Here is a 24,033-nt window from a genome sequence, read left to right as displayed (position 1 = left end):
TATTGGACAAAAATACTCCCCCTAAGGTAAAACAGATTTTTATTTTTTAATCTGTCTACCCTAGAGGGAGCATATCATTTTGTCCTAGCCTCTAAGCAATGAGCGTAACCGCCACCATCTTTTAAAAGTTCGGTGTGAGACTCACAACGGGCATGTGGCGAGTGAAGTCATTGCCAATAGTTTAACTAGTTTTGTCCTGATGCCCTTGCTTACATTTGCATTCCGCCACCGCCACCCATCATAGCAAACATTTGGTCAGCCTGCGCGTTCGCCTGTTGAATTGCTCGTTCCATTGCTGTAAATTGGCTCCAATAACGTTCTTCAGTCTGCTGCAAACGGCGTTCAAAATTAGAGATCCGATCATTAATATTATCGATATTTCGTCCTATCGTATGTTGATTTCCCCCAAAATCAGTTCCACCAGCACGATCACTGACACTGTCAATCGTTCCTTTTAAACTCTCACGCATGCGCCGAGCGACCCCTTGTTCTTCAAACGAATCACCATTAGCAGCAAATAATTGGTAGACACCTTCAGCATCATTTTCAATCGCTTGCCGTAATTCAGTTTCATCGACCTCAAACATCCCGCGTGCTTGATAGTCACTGACAAGATTAACACCAATATCTGATAAAAGTTGATACGAAGCATCTTCATTCTCAACAGGAGAATAGGCATCCAAGCGGAGCTGATTCATGCCACTAGAAAGAATTCGGTCACTACTTAACGTTCCGCTACGAGCCATCTCTTCCCATTGTTCAATTTCTTTTTCCGACATCGCATCTTTTTGTTCATCCGTTAGTGGCGGGTAATCCCGCTGACGAGATTCTGTTGTTTTTCCATTAACATCGGCAATCAACTCATTGTATTCATCAACAAACTCCATGATTTGATCAAATACATCATCAGTATTTGTTTGTACATTTAAAGTCGTTGACTCACTAAATGTTTGGTTTAACGTAAATGTCACACCATCAACCTCAAACGTGTTTGACTGACGCTCTGTTTCTAATCCATTAATTGAAAATTGAGCGTTTTCGCCACCTTCTTCATACCTCTGTATAACCCCATCAGCATCCTCATAAGCATTTTTCAACTTAAGATCTTCTGTTAGAAAACTCCCATTAAAGCCAATCTCACTGCCAAAATAGTCGCCTTCTGTCTCAGCAGTATTGAAGTTCCCAGTTTCCGTTCGTGTTATTGAAACTTGGTCTGTAAAAGAATCATACATCATATTGACCCCTAAATCTGAGCCATTTACTTCTTCAATCACGTCATTAAGTGTAGCGGAACCATCAAAGGTAAAAGATTCTTCAACTTTCCCATCAGATGTATATGTAGTTATATCAAAGTCGAAAGTATCATAATGATAATCGGCATTTACCACCGTTCCTTCTTCTAACTCTTCACTAAATTGAAGCGAACCAGTAGTCACATCCACGTAGACCTCTTCATTGCCAATGTTATCTGGATCTTGAACAATCGTATATTCAGTGCCATCAACGGTAATGCTGTTCACCGTATCAATCGCACCATTTGAAAGTTTTATAGTATCTGAGTCACTTGTAAACGTAACCTCATCATTATCTTCATGAATAGTATTCCATGCTGTTGCACTAAAATGGTCCTGTTGTGTCCAGATACTTTCATTTGGGTCAATACTTGTTTGGTCATCACCAGTAATACTATCAGTACTAACATTATAAGCCGCAGACGCAAGTTGACTGACATCAGAAATTGCATATGTACTATTCGTAGCTGATGCTGTTGCCGTTGCCGTTACGTTGCTTTCATTAGAACTCGTCACTGATTTCGAGTCTAAATTCGATCTCATCATCACCCCGTCGAATAAGTTTGATCGAAACGTCTGTAACTTAAGGTTCATGTCACGATAATCATCGCGTTGCCACTCAAGCCATTGCCGATCTTGTAGCATTTTATTGACTGGCTGTCGCTCAGCCCTCATTAAGTCCGCTACCATTTGTTCAGTATCCATTCCTGTCGCTAATCCTGATATTCTCATCATCTCATCACTCTCCCATTCTTTGTAACAACTAACCTTGTACTTCACTGGGTTGTCCGATAATCCATCTCATGCTTTTAAATAAAAAACAAAAAAGAACGGAAGATGTTTCTTCTGCTCTTTTTTGTTTTCATAATTCAAATTCAATTAAATTCGCTCATCAATGAGTAGCCCAACATGCTCAAGCATGGATGCAACCATGTCGAGAAATTGTTCAGGCGGCACCTCACGAATCACTTCATCGGTGTCGCGATTAACAACCTGGACAAACAGACGGTCCAAATCTTCATGCACGTTAAATTTTAGCGAAGTAAAATTTAAATCTAGCATTTGATTCATACCCTCAATTTGTTCTTCTAAATCAGCTCTCGATACCTTCTCACTACCCTTTTCTGACTGTCTTTGGATCGACTCTGTTGTTGACCTTTCGCTATTGCTATGGTCTAGTTTTCTCGTTGGTTCGATCCTTGGTTGTTTTAAAAGCTCATATGCCCCTGCTGCTGAAGACCTTTTAACATCCACAAAAAATCCCCTCCGGAATGCGACTTTTTTGTTTATCATTAATATCGGCATCCAAAAGGGGATTGTTAAGGTTTTCTAAAAATTTATAAGAGCGTTCAAAAAAAGGCCTTACTTTGAACAGACTCTATATTTTCATGTCAATGTTTCTACCTCTATGTGGATCTGTTGCAAGCTTCTGCGATTCGTTCGCACCCTCTAGCATTTTGTTCAATGCATCCGCATTTTGTTCAGCACCATCCATCGCTGTCTTCATTACCGACATACTCGCTTGCTGCTTCACTTGCGCTTGGTTGTAGACCATTGACGCTAACCCAACATCCATGTAAACACCTCCTTATTTTTATTAACCCTCTGTAGCTACCGCTTAGAATAGGTAAAAGCGCCACCTTTAATATGCCTGACAATCCGATCGATCGATATCCCTGTATGATTCGCAATATCCATCGCATTTGCATGAGGATTCTTCCTAATATACTCTTTAATTGTTGCGTATTCTGCTAAGCTACACTGATTACATAACGATGAGGATTGATCTTCCTTTACATTACCGCACGCTGCACAGAATCCATAATCATTTCCAATGCTCATTCCCTGTTCAACCCTTTATAAAACATTTGTTATATTTCATTCTCGTTAAATCGACAAAATCCTGCTTTTTTCTTACGACCTTACGAACAAACTCAATCTATTTTCGAATCGTCGATAAATACATCAGCAAGTTGAATCTCTACTCCTGAAATGACACCTGGTTCAATTGTACTTTCCTTATCATAAAACGTAGGCTTGTCAAACGATTGTTGATTATGTTTAAACACCATCACGACTTGATCTGTTGGCTGGACGATCCAATATTCCTTCACGCCGAATGTTTCGTATAGCTCCATTTTGCGAATGTAGTCATGCGAAGCTGTTGAAGGAGAGATGATTTCAATAACTAGATCAGGTACGCCGTTACAACCACGTTTATCAAGCTTATTTTGATCACATACGACCACAATATCAGGTTGAACAACGGTAAACACGTCATCATCACTTGCATCCTCATCCTCAGCCAAACGGACATCGAATGGTGCAACATAAGCCTCACATGGGTGGCCTTTTAACTGCGTATGAAATTGAGTACCAAGCTCTAATAAAATTTGTTGGTGCAACCTTGACGGTGCCGGTGTCATGAAATAAGGAAAGCCATCAATCAGTTCAACCCTCTCCCCTTCACTCCAACGCAAATAATCAGCATACGAGTACGTTTTTGAAAAATCAGGCCTCATCGCAGACAACATGATCACTCCTTCGCCTTTTCCTTTATTATACCATTTATTAACGGGCATACACCGAACTCAAAATAACATGTTTTTTAACAAAAAGATTCGACAAAATTTAACAGATACCTACGACATTTTTACTATATTCGACAAATTCACCTATCCCTATCAGCTTCTATTTTACGCCCACTAATACAGTGAAACCTTCAAGAAGCTAGGTGAAACAAGGGCTCACATCTCTATTGTTTGAAAATTCCAAAGTGACAGTTTTCACTGTTGACAGCTTGTTTATGTCACTTTATAGTTATATTTAACTAGTTTTACATTTCATGGAATAGGGGGAGTTTAGATTGTTATCTTATTGGAATGTTCCGATACACCCGTATACGAATGAATGGATGAAACAAAGAGCACGGAAACGAGCTAATCGAAAAGTTGAGCGAGCTAACGCGATTGCACCATTTAAAGCTCATATACAAAGTTACGAAAGCGTCGCCACAGTTTCAGAAGGTAATGAGGACATGAACCGGCAACCCAATTCCTTTCAAAATCCCTCTAGATCATATCAGTCCACAGGGCGAACTAAATCAATCGGGACGATCGTTTCATATACAAAGTCACAGAGACTAAAGGACTGCTTATGGGCGAACGTCAGCAAGTAGACAAGCTCAAAAGTCAGATTAAAGAGATTACGATTTGTGAAGAGGCCAGCCCTGACTTCACACCAATTGGACTCACAAATCGATTCACACAAAAAAACCACGCCGTTACCGTCATTGTTCGGTTATTGCATCATACATATACAAACATCCGCTTTAAGTGGTATATAGCTTCTGAACCAAATGAACCACTTGCGATCTATGAGGTTCCGCTAGAAAACGCAACAAATAATGAGCGGTATGTAACCAATACACTAGCGATTGAATATCTCTTTTCTGACAAAGGACTAAATGTGTTTCAACCATGGTTTGTTGAAGTTGCATTGGACGACGAGACCGTGACAGCGGAATTTGAAATCTATGAACTCCCTGAATACAGTTATACAGCTGAACCGCTTGATCCCCCCGTGCGCTCACTGTATGACTGGCATGTTTAATAGGGGTCAGACCCCTATTAAACATTACACACAATATGTTATATTTAACCTCTATTAACGGCAATTTGTTCACTCCAGAAGGATAATCCACCATTATTTGTCCATTTAAGGGGTCAGACCCCTGTATAACAAAATGAATAGGGGATGTTTTCAATGAAAGATTTGAAGAAGAAGTTTGGTATCGGGGCATTAGCGGTAACGTTAGTGGGAGGATTTGCCGCAGGAGCTGGGGCAAACTCTATGTTAGAGACGGTCCGCGCTCACTTAGATCACCGTATTGATTTCCAAATTGATGGCGAAGCTTGGCAACCATCACGTGATGGACAAAACCTCTCAGCCATTGTCTACCAAGGAAATACATATCTACCTGTACGTGCGGTTGGAGATGCCTTTGATGTTGCAATAGATTGGAAGTCTGACACAAGAACAGTACTCATTGGCGAAACCAATGAAAGAACGTCTGTTAACGACTTATCCCTCGTTCGTGACCGTTATTTTATCGAAAAGACGATTGACCCACAGTATGTAAACCGAGAAGGTAATCTCTATCCAGATGGTCTCTTATTCTCACAACTTAATTCTGCTTCAAAAGCATTTGCATTTGAAACAGGAAACACATACCAAACAGTATCATTTGATATCCACTTACTAACAGATAACCAAGCAACATTAAAGTTCAAAAACGGCGACACGGTCATCCGCGAAGTAAAAGTGACCGAAGATGATCCATTCGCAGAGGTTACATTCAACATTGGTGGCGTGAATGAACTAACAATTGAAGGCACCGGCACCCTCGGTGGTGGAGATGATGAAGTGTTTATTTCTGGCGAGGTTTATTAATAGCGGGTGCCAGGCACCCGCTCAAAGAAAAGAAGAGACTGAGACAAAAGGTAAAACCTTTTGTCTCAGTCTCTTCTTAAATTATTGCAGTAGTCTGTTCATCACAGCTGCTACTTCAGCTCTTGTTGCCTTAGCTTGTGGTCTGAATGTTTGATCATCATATCCATTGATGATGCCCAGTTGTGTGATCGTCTTAATTTCTTCTTGCGCCCACTCAGGGATTTCATCGTTAAATTCAACTGTAGACTCTATATTCTTTTGATCATTTTCATCGACGAGCTCTACGACACGATTTAAAATCATCACTAACTCTGCTCGAGTAATTTGATCACCTGCACCAAACTCATTCGAAGGATAACCTTGAATCAACCCAAGAGAAACGCCACCAAGGATCGCATCTCTCGCCCATTCAGGTGCCGAATCCTCAAAGGTCCATTCTAACTGCTCCCCATCAGCAAATGGGGTTACAATTCTTGAAACAATAACCATGACTTCCGCACGGCTAATATTTCGATCGGGACCGAAAGAAGAATCTGGGTAACCTAAAATGATCTCCTTTTTCGTTAGTGTATTAATATCATCCCTCGCCCAATGCGTAGGCACATCCGTTAACTGGACATCATTTTTGTCTGGTAGATCCTTCAGATCAGCTAACGATATACGCTTTTCCTGCTTTAACTGTGAGAGTTTCTTTTCCAACGCAATCAGTTTATCGAGATTCGTAATCTCAGATTCAACAACTCCTAATTCGACAGCCTCATCTACTAAATCTCTCGCAGTCCTTACATTTGGTTCATTTATTTCTGTCAAAGAATCGACGGACGGTAAGCGATCGATTGCACCTTCAGCCACTTCTCTAGCCTCTAACTGGAATTTTAACTCTGTTATCCTGTCTTCTAGATCAACCAATTTAGTAAGGTTATCAACATCTAGTTCGCTTATACCTAGCTCATCTACTTCCCTTACTTTTTCACGAACTTGTTCAACCGCTGGCTTATCATCAAGTGTCAGTTCGTCCACACTCGGCAACGCTTCGATCGCTGTCTCCACTTCTTGAAGCGCAGCTATTGCCTTTGCCTCGCGTTCCAACTCTCTGATTTTTTCTTCTAAAGCCACTAGTTTCGGTAATTTTTCAATATCCATTTCACTTGCGCCTAAATCAGTAGCTTGTTCGACTAACTCTCTTGCCTCTTCAACAGCTGGCTGATCCTCGATTGTAAGCTCTGCTTCATCCGGCAACGCTTCAATCGCTGTCTCCGCTGCAAGAAGAGCCTTTTCCCTTGCTTCTGCCTGAGTCTCTAGTTCCTCAACCTCTTCCTCTAATTCAACCAACTTCGATAGATTCTTAATATCGTCTTCACTAGCACCTAGTTGAATCGCTTCCTCTACCAACCCTCTTGCTGTTTCGACATCGGCTCTGTCCGCTAAAACTAATTCACCTTTACTTGGTAGAGAATCGATGACAGAAAACGCCTCATCAACCGTCTCTTCTGCAATTTCTTCAGCTGACTTTTCCGTTTTAACCATTATCTCCAACGGCTCAGATCGTTTGCCAGATACACCTTCTGCCTCTACCATAAACTCATATTCAGTCGATGAATTGAGGTCAGTAAATACGTAACTCGTCTCTGTCCCATCGACTTGGGCGACCGCCTCTCCATCTTGATACAAGTGGTAGTAGGCGATACCGTCCTCTTCAACTGCGGCACCCCATGATAATGAGATACTTGTCTCTTCTATTGCTTCAATTAAAAGCGTCTCATCTTCTTCCCAGACAGGTACTCCTTCATATACGACCTTAATTGCTTGTGCACGCTCATTCCCAAACACATCAACCATTGTGTACGTGATCTCGTTAGCAGTCACATCTTCCAGTTCGATTGAAAATGTACCATCATGCTTTACATCAACCTTTTTAGCATCAATATATAAATCAATCACAGGTACAGTTGCACCAACAAGCTCGATCTGCCCATCGCTCACAACAAAGTCGTCATTATATAACTCAACAGGCACCTCATACATTTGGTTTGAAACGTGCATCGAACTAATTTGGTTAGATCCTCCCTGCATGAGCACCGTCCCATGATAAAGCGTAGAACTCCCACCCCAATTCATAGACCTAGCATGCAGTGTACCTGTAATCGTTAGGTCTCCATAATTTCGGATCGCACCAAGTACATAGACATCACCGTTAATTGTCACGTTACCATTAATCGTTAAGACAGACTCAGGTCCAATAAACAAGTCGCCATCTATACTTTTATAACTCCATGTCTCGTTGTTTGTCGTGTAATGGTGTGGCAATGGTTCAATCGCTTCTGGAGTGTCAACACCCTCATCAGGTGAATGAGCTTTTACATCAAAGCCTATGTCAAATGCATTTTCAAAATCGATCGGATTATAGCTTTGTGAATTACCTGCATAATCGTAGGCATCGATAAACCAAAGCGCCCAACGCCCTGCTTCATCTGTTTCCTTGACCTCATATTCGCCTTCCCACAATTCTGTTTCTTCATTGTACTTTAATCCAACGCGTTCAAAACGATTTTGTGATGGCGTATAAAATCTCAGTGTTGAACTTTTCACACCTGATTTATCATCGGTAATTTCAGCTTGTACAATCACTTTACCGCCAACTTCCACCTCTTGCGGTGTTACTTCTACACGGCTTATCACCGGCGCTTCACGATCTTCATCCGGATTAATTACATCAAAGCCTATTTCAGTAGCATTATCAAAATCTACCGCATCATAGCTATGCGAATTTCCTGCATAATCGTAGGCATCGATAAACCAGAGCGTCCAGCGGCCTTCTTCGTCCATTTCCTTGACCTCATACTCACCTTCCCATAACCCGCTCTCCTGATTGTACTCTAGCGGAACACGTTCAAATCGGTTTTCTGACGGCGTGTAAAATCTCAGTGTTGAACTTTTCACGCCTGATTTATCATCCGTGACTTCTGCCTCAACCTTTACTCTGTCACCGACTTCTACTTCTTGAGGCATTACTTTGACACTACTTATAACAGGTGGTGTACTATCCCCATTTGGATTGACCACATCAAAGCCTATTTCAGATGCATTCTCAAAATCTATCGGATTATAGCTGTGCGAATTTCCTGCATGATCATAGGCGTCGATAAACCAGAGCGTCCAGCGACCTGCTTCGTCTGTTTCTTTGACCTCGTACTCGCCTTCCCATAACTCGGTTTTTTCATTGTATTCTAACCCAACACGTTCAAAACGGTTTTTGGATGGCGTATAAAATCTGAGCACTGAACTTTTCACGCCTGATTTATCATCCGTGATTTCTGCCCGAACATTTACTTTATCACCGACTCCCGCTTCTTGTGGTGTAACTTCAACGGAGTGAATGACAGGCGGTTGACTGTCACTTTCCGCTAAAGCTGGAAAAGCGCTAAAAAATCCATTGAATATCATTAAAAAGATAAGTGCAAAAATCATTGTTTTCGACTTATTGATTGAATCTATTTTCATAGGTTCCCCCTTACTATTTCAAAACGAAATAATAAATACTATAAGATAACTTAAAATAAAGGTCTTCTGTAGACTATCCATTCCAAATTGAGACCATCTTTTAAGTTTAACAACTAACAAGGGGGAGTTCATGTGCTTTTCGCTTCCATTGCATGCAAGGTCTGCCTATTTAAATAAAATAAATAGCGGTGCCAAATAGCGGTGCCAGGCACCCTTAGTGCCTGGCACCGCTATGCAACTACTTCACAGCTTTGATTAGTATCGATTCTCCCATAAATGAATATACCTTACCGTTCTCTACCTTAATCCGGAACTTGCCGTGATGTTCTTCGGATGCGGCGATCATATACGCAGAAAGGTTGTTTTTCTCTTCTTCTGAAACATTCATACGATTGCACCAGTCTTCAAAGACAAACGTTTTCGTAAATCGGTGCGTTTCTTCAATTTCAAAACCAGCTTCCTCCAACATCTTTAACCACTCGGACTTTTTCCAAGCACGGTGATGGCTATAGTCTCTATCTTTTTCGACTTTATTATAGAAGTGATCGAAATCCTCTCGTTCCGGAGAAACATTATCAATCAGTAAAAATTGACCGCCTTGTTTTAAGGAGCGGAAACTCTCTTGTACAAAAGACTCTGGGTTAGGGAAATGGTGGGCAGCAATCCGACACGTAACTACATCAAATGCTTCATCAGCAAAAGGCATTTGTTCCGCATCCCCTTGCACAAACTCAACATTTTGAAATCCATTTGATTCAATGAATGACTTCGCCGCAGCCAAAATCTCCGTTGTTAAATCATACGCAGTCACCTGCTTAACCGATGGTGCCAATGCATTGGCAACGTGCCCTCCACCAGTAGCGATATCTAACACACGTTCACTTCCATCAAGCTCCGCAATATCAACAAGCTTTGCTAAGTCTGCACCTTTTGCATGCCATTTACTCGTCACATAACTCTCTGCACTTTTTCCAAATTGCGATTGTACATTCGATTTGTTTTCAGTATTCATTTTTCCTCGCCCCTTATAAAATTAAATAAATGATAAACGGTATTGTAAATACTAGAAAGAAAACCCGACAAATATGCACAGTTACAACTAATGGTAATGACGCTTTGTACGTCTCAGCTAAAAAAGCAATTTCACTCATCCCAGCTGGAACTGAGCAACAAAATGCGGTCGCAATGTCGATTTTTAAAAACCTAATTAAAATCAGCCCTATGATGACCCCGATTGACAGTTGAAGCAATGGAATCAGTAGTGCTGGAAGCCAGATGCTTTTCATAACCGCTACCGTCTCGCTTGAAAAGGCAAGACCAATGTTTGCTCCTAATAACATTTGGATGGCTCGTTTTGCATTCGCAGGAATGACCGGCAATTTGTGTGTCATCACTTGATAAACCGCTACAAATAGAAGTGCCCCTAACAACGCACCTACAGGAATGCCTGCCCAATGCCCTAGCAAACCGCCTATACACGCTAGCATTAGTAACTGTATCCATCGTATCATGAGCATTTTTCATCCTTTTCTCTACTCGTTAACAACTTCAGAAAATATTTCAACACAAACGGAAATAGTGACATGATAATCACAACCCTTGCCAAATGCAAAAACACAACAGCTGGGGCATCTTCTTCTACTAACTTTGCAAGCATGGCCATCTCATAGATTGCTCCAGGTGATGATGATAAGATCGTAATCGGTAAACTTAAATCAGTGACAATCATCAACACCGAGACGATGATGACCACCATTAACACAAGTCCAAGCGTGAGTACCACTATGGTGAACGACAGCTGTTTGACATACTCTTTTTTAAAATTGATAAACGTTACACCAAGCATCGCACCTAAAGCAATTTGAAGACCAAATAACAAGCCTCCCCCACTCTCAAACTCTAAAATCCCAAATGATTGCGAGAGCGCAACAGCCATCATAGCACCAAGCATCGCACCCACCGGTAGCCTAAGCTTTAATCCAACAAAACCTCCGATAGCTGCAACCCCTAGAAATAGTAGGAAATTAAGCATGTGTCACTTCATAAATTGTTCTTCAAGCTTCTTAATTTCATCTAATCGGGTGAGACGGTTTCGTTCTTTCATTGAAATGATCTCGTCCATAAAAGCAGACGTTGTATTCTCATTCTTCAACCCTTCAAGAGCTTCCTGCATCGCTCGAATCGCCCGTCTTTGCAAAAAGTTTGCGTAAAGAACAAGCTTAAATCCCATCTTCTCTAATTCATCATTTACCACCAGCGGTGTTTTTCCATGCTCCACCATATTAGCGACTTGGGGAGTCGACCCTAATCGCTCAGGAATCGTTTGCATTTCCGCAACGGACTGCGGCGCTTCAACAAAGGTAATATCTGCACCCGCTTCGATAAACTGCTCAGCCCGCTCAATCGCAGAGTCAAACCCCTCAATCGCCCTTGCATCTGTTCTCGCGATGATTTTGAAATGTTGGTCTTGCCTTGCATCAACAGCCGCTTTTATTTTATTTACCATCTCGCTGACTGGAACGATTTGTTTGCCTTCAAAGTGCCCACACTTTTTTGGGGTGAATTGATCCTCTAGTTGAATGGCAGAAACCCCCGCCTTTTCAAACTCCTTGACCGTTCGAATTGTATTGACAGCATTTCCAAAACCAGTATCACCGTCGGCAATCACGGGGATCTCGATAGCATCGCAAATATACTTCACTTGATCTAATACTTCTTTAAATGAAAGCAATCCAACATCAGCTAGACCTAACATTGAATTCGACAAACCCGCTCCCGTAATATACGTAACAGGAAAGCCAGCCTCCTCAATTAAACGTGCCGTAATGGCATTTGCAGCACCTGGTGCGACAAGGATGTCATCACCACTGTGAAGCAACTGATGAAAAACTTGATTTCGATTCATAGATTACTCACCTATCTTTTGAAAAAATTATGCCTCTCTTCCGACACCCCTAAGCCTGTCCTTTAAAAGATCGCAAAGAGGCTTGAAGGCCATTCCAATTCCATAAATCGACTAATCAATATGACCACGACCGTAGCCACCCCAGTCGATAAGATACTCTTTACGATCGTGAGTCTCGCTTCATAAAGTAAAAACGTAAATAAGTAGACAATCGATGCAAGAACAAGACCAACTAGATAAATCAAAATGAGGTAGCCAATCAACCAAGCTGTATACTTAATGACATTGCTCATATTTTCATGGAAAGGTTCTTGATTATCTTCCTTACGCATCTGAACGATCTGCCTTATCGTAGCAACAATCGTGAGTACACTTGCCAGCAGTGCAATATACAATGGAAAGTAGCTAGCTTGCGTTTGAAAGCTTGTTGCTTGAACAGCCATCCATACAAACAGTAGAAAGAGCAATCCCAAAAAGAGTAATGAAGCATGTTTCTTCTTCATGACCTCACCCCTTTATCTTCAAAAGTCTCGTTGCTGCGTTTTTTACGATTCATTAACAAACCACTGACTAAAATGACAACAATTAATACTCCGATAATCATGACACCTGGTCTAGTTAACCATTCCGTCCCAAAACGAGAGAATGAGATCCAGAGATATCGTTCAGCTGATAAAGCAAGCACGAACCCGATCAATACCGGTGCACGCGGCCAATCTAGCTGCTTCATCACCCAACCAACCATACCGAGGACAACAAACGCAAGGAGATCGCCCCAGTGCTGACTTGTCTGATAAGCACCTAAAATCAATAAGATCGCAAGAAATGGAACGAGTTTCGTAGGGTGAATCGTACTAAATTTGGCAATTGGTTTAATCAATAATAAGCAAGCGATTGCACCAAAGACATTGGCAATAATGAGCGTCCAAATAATTGACATTGTTAATGATAGCTCTGTTGTGACTAGCTGTGGACCGGCCTCAACCCCCATTAACAATAAACCACCTAATAAAATCGCAGTCGTACCGCTTCCAGGAATCCCAAACATCAACGTTGGAATTAACGCGCCACCCTCTTTGGCGTTGTTGGCACTCTCAGGAGCGATGACACCGCGAATATCTCCCTTACCAAACTCATCATTCTTTTTACTCGTTTGCTTGGCCAAACCGTAACTTAACCAGTCAACAACACTCCCACCTAGTCCAGGAACAAACCCAGCGGCAGAACCTAATGCAGAGCTGCGAAACATCAGCCATTTGTTATTAAGTGAATCTTTTACCCCATTAAACCAGCTACCAGATAACTTTGCCCCTTTTGAAATGCTTTGGTTTGATACAAGCAAGTCAATCAAGACAGGGAAGGCAAACAAGCCAAGTGCGACCAGTGGCAGCGGTAACCCGTTATAAAGGTATAGCCAGTCAAATGTATAGCGATAGTCGGGAACTGCTGGTGCACTTCCAATCGTCCCAAGCAACATTCCAAATAAACCAGCAACGACACCGATAATCGGTCTTTTTCCAGACAAAATACCAACCATACTTAACCCTAGCAAAGCGAGCATAAATAGCTCCGGTGATCCAAAGGCAAGGACGAGTGGACGTACAAATGGAACGACAAGAAATAAGACAATCCCGCCAATCACCCCACCAATCATCGAACAGAAGAACGCTGCTCCGAGAGCTCTTGATGCCTGCCCTTTTTGCGCAAGTGGAAATCCGTCCATGATTGTTGCTTGTGAACCAGATGATCCTGGAATCCCTAATAAGACTGACGGAAACGTATCACCTGTGTGGACGACGGCTACCATACCAATTAATAATGCCATACCCGTGAACGGGTCCATACCATAAACGAAAGGAAGAAGGATTGACATACCAACCGTTCCACTTAGTCCTGGAAGTAAGCCGATGGTTAAACCTAACATGATGCCTAAAAACATAAACACTAATCTTGATGGATCAAAAACGATCGTTAACGTTTGCAATAGTGTCTCTATCATACTCTCACCCCTTCCTTATAAAGCGCTTGGAAGCCGCTAGTACGCAGGCTTCCAAGTCAAGTTCCTTTTATAATTGAACGTCATGTTCTGTTTCTAAATAGTCAATTACCCAATCTTGTACACCATCTGGTAGATCATGTAACTGCTTAATTAATGTTTGCAGCTCTTCCCCAACAAATGGATCATAACCAAATACATCAGCACCTTCTGTTATAAACTCCTCATCTGCAACCATATTTTCTGCTCCATTGATTAGAGCTTCAAGTGATTCTTCAGGAACTTCATCATGTACCCATAGGATTTTTTGGACTGTATAAAGAGCACCTACAAATGCTTTAAACGCATCCCACTCTTCACCAGATGGCTCTTCACCATGAAGCTCCTCATAGACTTCTTTCACCGTTGGAAGTTCAGGGTAGTGTGGATCCCTAACAAGCTCTCCATCAGCATTGATCTGTCCCATCGCATACAGTGGAATTGCTTTTCCTTCCTCAACTAGTGGAAGCACGCTTGAAAAGTATGAAGATGTTGTTTGGAAATCAATGTTTGTTTCTCCTTGCTCAAAAGCAATTCGAGCAGGTCCGCTACTCTCATAACCGAAGATAGCATCAACATCAAGTCCTAACACTTCAAACGATAAAATCGTTGTCAATGGTAGCCCTGTAGCACTTGTCCCACCATAAACGAGTTGTTCGTCTGCTTCTAAAAGATCACTAACACCAGTAACACCTGTATCTGGTGAGATATAGACAACGCCACCATCTGGATAGCCGACAACTGGTGTCCAATCCGCATAATCAAATTGAATGGCCGGGTTATTTAATAGGTAAGCCGTTGTTGTTGAAATACTTGCCCAGATCGCATTTTCACCATTTGCTTCTCTCATCAATGCAAACTCATTTGAACCAGTAATCGTTCCACCCCCAGGTACATTCACTGCCTGCACCGTTGGGTTTCCTTCAATATGTTCATGTAAGTATGGTGTCATAAAGCGAGCCATAATGTCGGAGCCCCCACCTGGACTTGTTGGAACGAGAATTTCTAGCGTTTTGCCATCATAAAACACCTCATCTGACGATCCATTCTCGCTTGACGCATCTTCATTTGATGAACATGCGACCATCGCTACGACCGATAGAAGTAAAACAACGATAAATAAATAACTTTTTTTCAACATGTAGTATCCCCCTATAACTAGTTTTGTTTATAATAGAATTAGTACGAAGATGCCAAACAAACAGCAGATTTAAAATTTTCCAACTTGTAAGCGTGTTCATTTGGTGTAGTTAGAGTGTAATATAAATAGGGTAGTGTTTTAATATTTTTAAAATTTTTAGTATTTGTTTTATTATTTTTATTATTTTCATAATTTTTATTTTTACATATTTAGGAAAAAGGTGAATGTCATGCGAAACGTTCTACGACCAAATCTATTAACAAAGATGATCATTCTTGTCTCTTTTGTCGTGCTTACGTGTCTTGTTCTTGCAACCGTTCTCTTCTCAACTATTTTTAGTAATGCGATCGAAAAACATTTTGGTGAGCGTGCCATGGATGTTGCAAAACTAGCAGCATCGAATGACCAAATCATTTATGCCTTTTCAACGAGCGACCCGTCCTCAGTTATGCAACCAGCAGCTGAGACGATCCGCGAACTAACGGGGGCAAGCTACGTTGTCATCGGAAACAGAGATAGTATTCGCTACTCCCATCACAACCCAGAAGAGATCGGTCATGTGATGGGAACGAGCAATAGAGATGTGTTTGAAGAAAAGCAATCAGTCATCTATCGAGGTGTTGGTGTTTCTGGTGATGCCGCAAAAGCGAAAACACCGATCTACAATAACCAAGGAGAAGTCATCGGAGTTTCTTCCGTCGGATTTTTGTATGAGGATATCAATCAAGAAGTACAAAATTATCGCAGACAAGCGACCCAATGGTTTTCCTTCGTTTTAATGCTCGGGATCATCGGTGCGATCGTTGTTGCCCGAAAGCTAAAAAAATTATTTTACGGACTAGAACCTGAAGAGATTTCTTACCTTTTTAAAGAAAAAGGTGCGATCTTGGATTCGATTCATGATGCGATCGTCGCTGTTAGTCGAGACGGTACCATTGTAACGATGGACAAAAAGGCACGAGAAATGGACTATTTCCATCAGTTCGACATTGGTGATTCAATCACTCACCCGAAGATTCTCGAAGCACTCAATGAAATTGATCGAACGAAAGATGTATCAAATAAAAAAATTCTTTTAGAAAAGCAAATCTATGTCATGGATTACTCGCCGATATTAGATCATAACGAGTTACAAGGGATCGTTTTTACGTTTCGACCCGTATCAGAGATTGAACAACTAAAAAAAGAGTTCTCGGAAATGAAAGTTCATACAGACAATATGCGTGCCCAAAATCATGAGTTCTTAAATAAACTTAATACGATTTACGGTTTGTTGAAACTCAATAACACCGACGAAGCGATTCGCCTGATTTCAGATGAAGTCAAACATCGCCAAGACTTTATCGCATATTTAATTGAATCGGTCAAAAACCCGATGATTGCGGCTTGTTTATTAGGAAAAGCAAACCGAGCCTCCGAGCGCAAAGTGGACTTTGACATTGATAACGAAAGTGAATTACAACCACTACCTGATGGGATGAGTGAACAAGCAGTAGTGACGATTCTTGCTAATTTAATAGAAAATGCGATTGAAGCTGCCTATCAAGCAAGAGGAGCGAATGGTCACGTAAAAGTATCGTTTACAGACCTTGGACCGGATATTATTTTCGATATTGAAGATAACGGTCACGGCATTTCCAAAGAAGATGAGGAAAAGATTTTTAAAGAAGGATATACGACAAAGGTAGTTGCTACAAACCATGGCATTGGATTAGCGATCGTCTTAGATAAGCTAGAACTTTTAGGTGGGGAAATTTTCATTTCAAACAGCGACCTTGGTGGCGCTAGATTTACAGTATCACTACCGAAAACGAATGATGAAGGAGGTCAATCAAATGAAGAGTCAAACTCAAATCATTGATGTCATGATTATAGAAGATGATGAAGTTGCAGCAAGTAGCTATACAAAATTTGCCGAAAAGCTAGATTCATTTAAAGTCACATACATTGCAAACACGGCGGAACAAGCACTAGACTTGCTTGAACACCATCAACCAAAGCTGATTTTACTTGATATCTTCCTACCAGACATGCACGGCATTGAGCTACTATGGGAGATTCGAAAAAAACACCGCGGCATTGATATTATTTTAATTACCGCTTCAAAAGATACAGAAACAGTCGGTGAAGCAATCCGCGGCGGCGCTTTTAGCTATATCATTAAGCCAGTAATGATGAACCGCTTCATTGACACGTTAAAAAAATACCAAGCAATGGTCCATAAGCTTGATGAACAACAATTATTTGTCCAAAACGACGTCGACAATCTCTTTCCATCTACTAAAAAGGAACCAGCCGCCCAACCAAAGGAAGATAAGAAACAACTACCAAAAGGGATCGACAAATTCACATTAACGAGAATTAAAGATCAAATGGCAACAATGACCGAAAGCGTTAATGCCGATGAATGCGCCCGCCTCATCGGTGTCAGCCACTCCACCGCACGCCGCTATTTAGAATACCTCGCCTCAGAACAAATCGTAGAAATCACCCTCCAACATGGAGCTGTGGGAAGGCCTGAGCGGAGGTATCGGGTTAAGAGGTAGGGTGGGGAGTGAATAGCGTTGGGAGTTAAAGAGGGAGTTATAGTATAGTCATTAGGGGGGGATATTTACGTGCGCCTAATAAGTGAACTATGTTGTTTACTTGTTAGGTGTTTTTAAATTAAGCTTTTATAAAACTTGGAGTAAAGGTTGAGTTTAGTCATATTGAAGATAAATAACGAAAAATTGGTTGCCAGCTGAATGTTGATAGTTTTCCCCTATTAAAATTCACTAATAATATATTCAGAATTTATACTACCAAATTAAGATAACTGAACCCTGATAGAAAGCAGATAAGGCAGTTAACACTCACGGAACAAAAGAATGCACTTGGAAAAGAAAAAGAGCCACCTTTCCTTACCTCGGTAACTCCTCCTTTGCATTATTCAATTGTGCAACACACCAACAGTAATGCAACTCCAATCAGAAGTATTTTCTTACTAAACCTTAAGACAGCAAATACGGTTCAAAGGCACGTTCTAGCTCTTGCTTTAATTTCATGAACTGAGGTACTAACGTAAATTGCATGATTTCTTGTACTTTCCCATGGCTATTCGATTCGTAAGTACCAACGACCAGATCTAATGCATTTTTAACACTGTTTATTTTAGTTTCTAACTCATCGTTGTTTAACTCTTTCTGTACAGGTCCAATTGATCGCACTATAGTTGTGAACCCAGCAACTGCATCCTCAAATAAGTACATCGTCTCTTCAAACTTACCTTCTCCAAGTAGCTTCTGGATGTGTTGTAAGCCTTCGAGGATTGTTTCAGTTAGTTCAACTGATTGTTTCATTACGTCTATGTGTTTTTCCATCTTTCAATCCAACTTTCTATAACTTTGATGCTCTAATTATAGCATTATCAACCTAAAGCCCACCGACAAAACTTACAATCTTCGGGCGGTGACAGGTACCACATCACCAGAACTATAATTGTGATAAGTAAGTAAAAAATTAAAGTTTTTTAAATTCAGATTTGGCTCTTGATTTAATGGAAATAAACTTTTCATTTAAAAAACCAAATCGTTTAGCAACAACTTCAATTTTACCATCATGATTAAACCTTGCTAAGAGTTTTTGTCCAGAAAGTGACCTATATTTTAAAAAAACTTCCTCTAATTTTCTTTCACTTTCCCCTTTCAAATCTTTTTTTGAAATAGGAATAATATAAGATTCTTCTTTCTCAATCAAGTAGATATTATATAACTCAGGTTGATACCCATTTTTATAAGTTACAGAAACCGAAACACTTAACATGGGTGGTTCTGATATATTGGTTATTTTTAAAAAATGCCCCTCATCAATTACATCTATATTCATTATATTATCATTATAAAGGATATTAGTTTTACCTATGCCTCGTTCTGGTTCTAGCCTAACTATAGAGAATATTGTTGGTATTGGTCGAAATTGATAATTGCGATCTCTTCTTTCTTTAAATGCGTTAAATAATAGGGTTATCATTACAACAATCAGAGGGATAACAACCTGGAAGTTATCAATTGTAATAACATTTTGAAACAACTCTCTAATATTCAGACTCAAACATTCCCTTCTAATTTTAAAAATAAAGAGACCCCAGCCTAAGCTAGAGCCTCTTTGTTTTAGAAAGATTGTTCTTTCCAACTTTCTACTTTCCAACTAACTAACTTTCCTATTATCCAAGTAATTGTAATACTGATTGTGGTTGTTGGTTGGCTTGCACTGCCTCAATGTCTTTCGATCATTGGTTAGACTATATCTTCACCCTACTGATGAATAGGGGCTGGGCACTTCGAGTAGTATTCAATACCCTACGGATTTCATCACCATGGCTAATGCTTTAGGCGGTTTATCCTAGTCGTTGAACCTTCTCCATTCTTTCGAAACAGGAGCTTGGCTGCTGATTATCCATCTATTTCTGCCATTTTCAAACCATCACGTTTGTCGTTTCCGACTCCGTTGTGGTTGACAAAGTTTTAGGAAGTTCCAGCAATTCACCCAGTGATGCTCTTACTCGTTACCAAGTAAGACGCCCTGCAAATCATTATCCTAGTAGTTGTAAAACTGACTGAGGAGTCTGATTTGCTTGAGCTAACATTGATTGAGATGCTTGGTTAAGGATGTTTGAACGAGTCATTTCCATCATCTCTGCAGCCATATCAACGTCACGAATACGAGATTCTGCAGCTGATAAGTTCTCAGAAGCATTGTCTAAGTTAGCAATTGTGTGCTCTAAACGGTTTTGTGTAGCACCCAGTTCAGAACGCTGATCAGACACTTGTTGAATTGCATCATCGATTGCCGCTAACTGAACATCGAATCCATCGGCAGCATCTCCACCATCAACACTATCTCCAGGATCTGCAGTTGCAAAACTTGTAACATCTATATCATTAATAGTGATTTTAGTGTCATCAGTAGCATCAATATTTGATCCTAATGTATCAGCACTCATATTTCCAATGTTTAGTTGTAATTGCTGGTCTTGATTTGCACCAATTTGAAGAAAAACAGAATCAACAGTATCTGGATCAGTAATTTCAGCTCCAGCAGTATCAAATCCACCTACATCTGAAAAACTACCATCTAACAAAGTTTTACCATTAAATTCAGTACGGTCTGCGATTCCATCAATTTCTTCTTGCAATGAGTTAATCTCATCTTGAATAGCTTGAAGGTCTTCTGGTTCATTAGTACCATTGCCAGCTTGAACAGTCAACTCACGCATACGTTGAAGGATAGAGTGAGTTTCATCTAATGCACCTTCAGCTGTTTGAATTAAAGAGATACCGTCTTGTGAGTTACGGCTTGCTTGATCTAAACCGTTAATTTGAGCACGCATTTTTTCAGAGATTGAAAGTCCTGCTGCATCGTCTCCTGCACGGTTAATACGAAGACCTGAAGATAACTTCTCCATTGAAGATTGTTGTGCGTTTTGGTTGATTCCCATCTGGCGGTGTGTGTTTAATGCTGAAATATTGTTGTTAATAATCATTTTAAAATTCCTCCTTGAATGTGTGTTCCGCCCACGTCCTTGTGGTTGGATGAATATAGTAGATCATAAGTCTTACGTCGGCCGTCCGTATTACTTATTCTCTTTTACACTAGTTATATCGTCGGTGATAGGGCAATGTTTAATAGTTTTTGAGAAATATTTTTTATTTTTTTTTAGCGTGGAAACACCGATTCTAATTCTACGATTTTATAGCGGTTCTTTGCTGTTTGTCTGATTGTTGCTTCTAGGACCATGCCGATTTCTAGGAGGTCTGTTTCGTTGATGGCGATGGTATAGGCTTGGTCGTCGAAGTAGCAATCAACGCCGACTATGCTGTTTTTGTTTATTTTTTCGATTTTGAAGATGCCAGTGAGATCATCTTCGTGTTCGTCGTCTCCACTACCATTTATCATCTCTTGGACATATTTATCGATATCATCATAATAGCGCCTTCTGTGAGGGTAAAAGCTCTCCATCAGTTTGATACTGTTTTTCATCGCTGTGCCGTACTCATTGAGTAGGCTTGTGATCGTTTGATAGTGAGTGGTGTCATATTTTTTATCAAGCCATTTCGCAAATGCTTTTACTGTTGATAAAATCATTTCTAATTTATTTTGTGATAAATTAGGGTACATGTCATATAATTCTTGTGTGAACAGGTCATCCCACTTTGTTTCTGTCATCGCTTTCCATGAAGCTTTTTCATAGATTAAATGTTCACCTAAGAAAATGACTAGCGTCTCAAGGCCGGTTCGGTATTTTCTTTCGGTTGCTTGTGACTTTCCGCTTGTTTTTTCTTTATAAAAATTAATCACATCGTCACTGTAAAAGCTTGATGCTGTTTCAGGTGTGAAACCGAGCGCTTCATAGAGCGCGATCTCTTCTGGATCAAGCAAGCCTTTCATTGGATTGTCTGCAGCTACTAACGCTGTATGACGCTCAAAGGGAACAAAGTACGATTTAGGTAAACCGAGTTGCCTGCGGACGTAGTTAAAGTCAGGCAAAATATCGATGTTCTCATTATGGCGCATGAGCATGTACATATGATGTTCTTGGGCTTGTAGCCAAAAGTCGACACGCTCTCGTTCACCGCGTTCAAGATACGTCCCAACCGTTTCGTCACCGATCGCTGCGATCACTTCATTTTCAAGTTCATGCATTTGCATGTGCAATTGTGCATACAGTGAGAAGTGTTCTGGTGTATCTTTGTCTTCAAATGCCATGCAGTATCTCATCTCTTCTGTTTGTGGTAAAGCTGACTCAACCGTTTGTGTTGTTTCATCGATATATTCGACCGAATGCGTAAGCGTTGCTAGCCATGTTTTAAATGAAGCAAGGTTGCTTTCATCTGTCGTTTTAAAGGTTAACGTTTCTGGCGTTACCGTGATCGTGCCGTTGACTTTTGCGAGGTTAATGGCGCCTGGGCTGGCGTAATCCTCATAGCGGTACCAATCGCCGCACCAACTCCATCTTGCTACTTCACCATCAAAATTATCGATGAACAGTTGGCTTTGTTCGTTCAAAAACGTTGTAAGCACATCATCATAGTCTGTTATGTCATAGACCACTGTCGTTTCCGTCAGCTCGTCTTGCATCTCCTCTTGCTCGTCCCCATCTAACAACATAAAGATATCGAGGAAATAATCAGAGAGTACAGTGGTCACGTCGCTATTGTTTGTTTTAACTTTTTCGTCGACAAATTCTTTTACTTGCCAGAGTTGAATCGGTGCTTGCCAGAGGGCGATTCCGTGCATGCAGTAGCCGTCTTTAAAGGGCTCTAGCAGCATAACCGCTACACTCCACGGGGCGAGATTTTCTGGTAATGTCTCACAATACGGCATGAAAAAACGCTCGTCACTATAAAGGTCGAGGACGATAATCCCGCCATCTGTTGGTTCGATATATTGAATCAAGCGAGGTTTAATCGCCCCCCACTCGTTAAGGATTCGTTGCTCACTTGGACTAAACCGCTTCGCTTCTTCTTCAACAAACATCTCAACCCCGCGTTTCCCGTTATCAAAACGGTGCACCGTGCTGAGCCAAAAGGAAAAGTACGACTCTAGCAGAGATTCATCAAGGTGACCTTCAAGTTGGTGTGTGAAACTGCGGTAGAGCTGCCTCTGCTCATGTTCAGGTACATGGCTATATACATAGTGAAGTAGTTTGCTTGTCAGGTGATCTCTTTGCTCAAAAAACCGGCGTTCTTTCACTTCGGATAGTTCAATAACATTTGCTTGTTGTAAGCAACATTTTTTATATTTTTTACCGCTCCCGCACGGGCAAGGATCATTTCGTTTGATCGACATAGAATGAATCGCTCCTTAATTCTCGGTTTTCACTTTCCTCTATTATACGCGGTGTCGTAGCAGGGTACAAAGATTTGTTAGTGAGGGGGAGGTGGAAGCTTTTACCTTTAGATTCGTGTTAAAAAAGATGGCAATGGTTCCGCACGCTACTCATCTCTAGAAGAAAAACACTCCTAGAGGCTTAAGACCTGTAGCGGCTTCACTCATTGCTAAGAGTCTGTTCAAAAGAAGAAATTAAACAAACTGGAAAAGTTATATATAAACGAAATAAGGACTGATCCCCTGTATTTACAGGCAAGGAATCAGTCCTTTTGTCTATTTATTATTGCATCTGCTTTAGGCGATTAATTTCTCGTTTATGATCAGAGCTTTCACGGTGAAGAAGGTCCATATCTGACTCAAGCAACTTAAAATTTCGTTCTAGACGGTTGAAGCGTATGTTTGCTTCATCCTTAAACTCAGTTAATGTTTGGTTATTCACCCCGACTATATGAATCAATTGCTTCAGCATCTCTTCATGACGGTCTAAACGGTTGTCCACTTTATCAAAGCGATCATCAGCTTGGTCTAACCGCTTCTCCACTTGTTCAAATCGTTCATCAATCTGCTCAAAACGCCTGTCTACTTGTTCAAACCGTTCGTCAACCTGCTCAAATCGTTTGTCTACTTGTTCAAATCGTTCATCAATCTGCTCAAAACGCTTGTCTACCTGCTCAAACCCCTTGTCCACTTTTTCCTCTAGCCGCTGCAAAAATTGAATCACTTCTTTACTCATTGTGAAGCTCCCCCTTCAATTTTAATCACAGGCACCGAGATGTAGATGATTTATGTTGCTTACATTATAGCACAGATGTTCTTGATAAGTGTGCACTACACAAAG

22 protein-coding genes are annotated in these 24,033 nt (G+C 40.8%); 4 read left to right on the top strand and 18 right to left on the bottom strand.

What is annotated here, in order from left to right:
- Positions 1-209 precede the first annotated feature (209 nt).
- From KH400_RS05315 to KH400_RS05295, 5 genes are all read right to left on the bottom strand, one after another.
- Entirely contained in the window at positions 210-2,027 is a 1,818-nt protein-coding gene (locus KH400_RS05315) for a flagellar hook-associated protein 2 (RefSeq protein ID WP_217222633.1), read from the bottom strand.
- Positions 2,028-2,171: 144 nt separating this feature from the next.
- Positions 2,172-2,546, bottom strand: a complete 375-nt coding sequence (locus KH400_RS05310) for a flagellar protein FlaG (RefSeq protein ID WP_312889042.1) — start codon at positions 2,544-2,546, stop codon at positions 2,172-2,174.
- Between the two features lie 124 nt (positions 2,547-2,670).
- Entirely contained in the window at positions 2,671-2,868 is a 198-nt protein-coding gene (locus tag KH400_RS05305; RefSeq protein ID WP_217222629.1) for a YjfB family protein, read from the bottom strand.
- Positions 2,869-2,903: 35 nt separating this feature from the next.
- On the bottom strand, positions 2,904-3,134 hold the full coding sequence (locus KH400_RS05300; RefSeq protein WP_217222627.1) for a hypothetical protein: 231 nt from the start codon (positions 3,132-3,134) through the stop codon (positions 2,904-2,906).
- Positions 3,135-3,226: 92 nt separating this feature from the next.
- On the bottom strand, positions 3,227-3,874 hold the full coding sequence (locus KH400_RS05295) for a Uma2 family endonuclease (protein ID WP_246589373.1): 648 nt from the start codon (positions 3,872-3,874) through the stop codon (positions 3,227-3,229).
- Between the two features lie 574 nt (positions 3,875-4,448).
- Here KH400_RS05295 and KH400_RS05290 point away from each other — a divergent pair.
- Positions 4,449-4,904 carry a hypothetical protein gene (locus KH400_RS05290; protein ID WP_217222625.1) on the top strand — a complete coding sequence of 152 codons (456 nt, stop codon included), beginning with the start codon at positions 4,449-4,451 and terminating at the stop codon, positions 4,902-4,904.
- 153 nt (positions 4,905-5,057) lie between these two features.
- Positions 5,058-5,744, top strand: coding sequence for a stalk domain-containing protein (locus tag KH400_RS05285; protein ID WP_217222623.1), 687 nt, complete (start codon positions 5,058-5,060; stop codon positions 5,742-5,744).
- Between the two features lie 81 nt (positions 5,745-5,825).
- Here the strand turns inward: KH400_RS05285 and KH400_RS05280 are convergent, their stop codons facing one another.
- The 8 genes from KH400_RS05280 to KH400_RS05245 all read right to left on the bottom strand — a co-directional run bounded on the left by KH400_RS05280 (position 5,826) and on the right by KH400_RS05245 (position 15,326).
- A complete protein-coding gene (locus KH400_RS05280) occupies positions 5,826-9,245 on the bottom strand; it encodes an S-layer homology domain-containing protein (protein WP_217222621.1) in 3,420 nt (1,139 codons plus the stop codon).
- A gap of 238 nt (positions 9,246-9,483) precedes the next feature.
- Positions 9,484-10,257 carry a class I SAM-dependent methyltransferase gene (locus KH400_RS05275; protein ID WP_217222618.1) on the bottom strand — a complete coding sequence of 258 codons (774 nt, stop codon included), beginning with the start codon at positions 10,255-10,257 and terminating at the stop codon, positions 9,484-9,486.
- A gap of 13 nt (positions 10,258-10,270) precedes the next feature.
- On the bottom strand, positions 10,271-10,756 hold the full coding sequence (locus tag KH400_RS05270) for an AbrB family transcriptional regulator (RefSeq protein WP_217222616.1): 486 nt from the start codon (positions 10,754-10,756) through the stop codon (positions 10,271-10,273).
- The gene (locus tag KH400_RS05265) at positions 10,753-11,277 is read right to left on the bottom strand and encodes an AbrB family transcriptional regulator (protein ID WP_217222614.1); all 525 of its coding nucleotides are present in this window, start codon (positions 11,275-11,277) and stop codon (positions 10,753-10,755) included. Before KH400_RS05265 ends, KH400_RS05270 begins: the two co-directional genes overlap by 4 nt.
- 3 nt (positions 11,278-11,280) lie before the next feature.
- The gene (locus KH400_RS05260; protein WP_217222612.1) at positions 11,281-12,150 is read right to left on the bottom strand and encodes an isocitrate lyase/PEP mutase family protein; all 870 of its coding nucleotides are present in this window, start codon (positions 12,148-12,150) and stop codon (positions 11,281-11,283) included.
- Positions 12,151-12,212: 62 nt separating this feature from the next.
- Complete coding sequence (locus KH400_RS05255) at positions 12,213-12,653, bottom strand: tripartite tricarboxylate transporter TctB family protein (RefSeq protein WP_217222610.1); 441 nt, start codon at positions 12,651-12,653, stop codon at positions 12,213-12,215.
- Positions 12,650-14,149, bottom strand: coding sequence for a tripartite tricarboxylate transporter permease (locus tag KH400_RS05250; RefSeq protein ID WP_217222608.1), 1,500 nt, complete (start codon positions 14,147-14,149; stop codon positions 12,650-12,652). The genes KH400_RS05255 and KH400_RS05250 overlap by 4 nt, the downstream gene beginning before the upstream one ends.
- Positions 14,150-14,216: 67 nt before the next feature.
- Positions 14,217-15,326, bottom strand: coding sequence for a Bug family tripartite tricarboxylate transporter substrate binding protein (locus tag KH400_RS05245; RefSeq protein WP_217222606.1), 1,110 nt, complete (start codon positions 15,324-15,326; stop codon positions 14,217-14,219).
- A 229-nt stretch (positions 15,327-15,555) separates the two neighbouring features.
- On the opposite strand from KH400_RS05245, the gene KH400_RS05240 reads away from it, so the two are divergent.
- Both KH400_RS05240 and KH400_RS05235 read left to right on the top strand, forming a co-directional pair.
- Positions 15,556-17,187 carry an ATP-binding protein gene (locus KH400_RS05240; protein WP_217222604.1) on the top strand — a complete coding sequence of 544 codons (1,632 nt, stop codon included), beginning with the start codon at positions 15,556-15,558 and terminating at the stop codon, positions 17,185-17,187.
- On the top strand, positions 17,162-17,872 hold the full coding sequence (locus KH400_RS05235) for a response regulator (RefSeq protein ID WP_217222602.1): 711 nt from the start codon (positions 17,162-17,164) through the stop codon (positions 17,870-17,872). Before KH400_RS05240 ends, KH400_RS05235 begins: the two co-directional genes overlap by 26 nt.
- Positions 17,873-18,316: 444 nt before the next feature.
- On the opposite strand, the gene KH400_RS05230 is transcribed toward KH400_RS05235, so the two are convergent.
- The 5 genes from KH400_RS05230 to KH400_RS24005 form a co-directional block, all read right to left on the bottom strand.
- Positions 18,317-18,685 (bottom strand): DUF8042 domain-containing protein, encoded by a 369-nt coding sequence (locus KH400_RS05230; RefSeq protein WP_217222600.1) that lies wholly within the window; start codon positions 18,683-18,685, stop codon positions 18,317-18,319.
- 139 nt (positions 18,686-18,824) lie between these two features.
- The gene (locus KH400_RS05225; protein WP_217222598.1) at positions 18,825-19,511 is read right to left on the bottom strand and encodes a hypothetical protein; all 687 of its coding nucleotides are present in this window, start codon (positions 19,509-19,511) and stop codon (positions 18,825-18,827) included.
- Between the two features lie 385 nt (positions 19,512-19,896).
- The gene (gene hag / locus KH400_RS05220) at positions 19,897-20,847 is read right to left on the bottom strand and encodes a flagellin Hag (protein WP_217222596.1); all 951 of its coding nucleotides are present in this window, start codon (positions 20,845-20,847) and stop codon (positions 19,897-19,899) included.
- 173 nt (positions 20,848-21,020) lie between these two features.
- Positions 21,021-23,153 carry a YecA family protein gene (locus KH400_RS05215; RefSeq protein WP_217222594.1) on the bottom strand — a complete coding sequence of 711 codons (2,133 nt, stop codon included), beginning with the start codon at positions 23,151-23,153 and terminating at the stop codon, positions 21,021-21,023.
- 322 nt (positions 23,154-23,475) lie between these two features.
- The gene (locus KH400_RS24005) at positions 23,476-23,928 is read right to left on the bottom strand and encodes a coiled-coil domain-containing protein (RefSeq protein WP_246589372.1); all 453 of its coding nucleotides are present in this window, start codon (positions 23,926-23,928) and stop codon (positions 23,476-23,478) included.
- Between the last annotated feature and the right edge of the window lie 105 nt (positions 23,929-24,033).

Source organism: Desertibacillus haloalkaliphilus, assembly GCF_019039105.1.
GTDB classification, from domain to species: domain Bacteria; phylum Bacillota; class Bacilli; order Bacillales; family KJ1-10-99; genus Desertibacillus; species Desertibacillus haloalkaliphilus.
The sequence above is the reverse complement of the archived record's forward strand: the minus strand, read 5'-3'. Positions and strand labels throughout refer to the sequence as shown.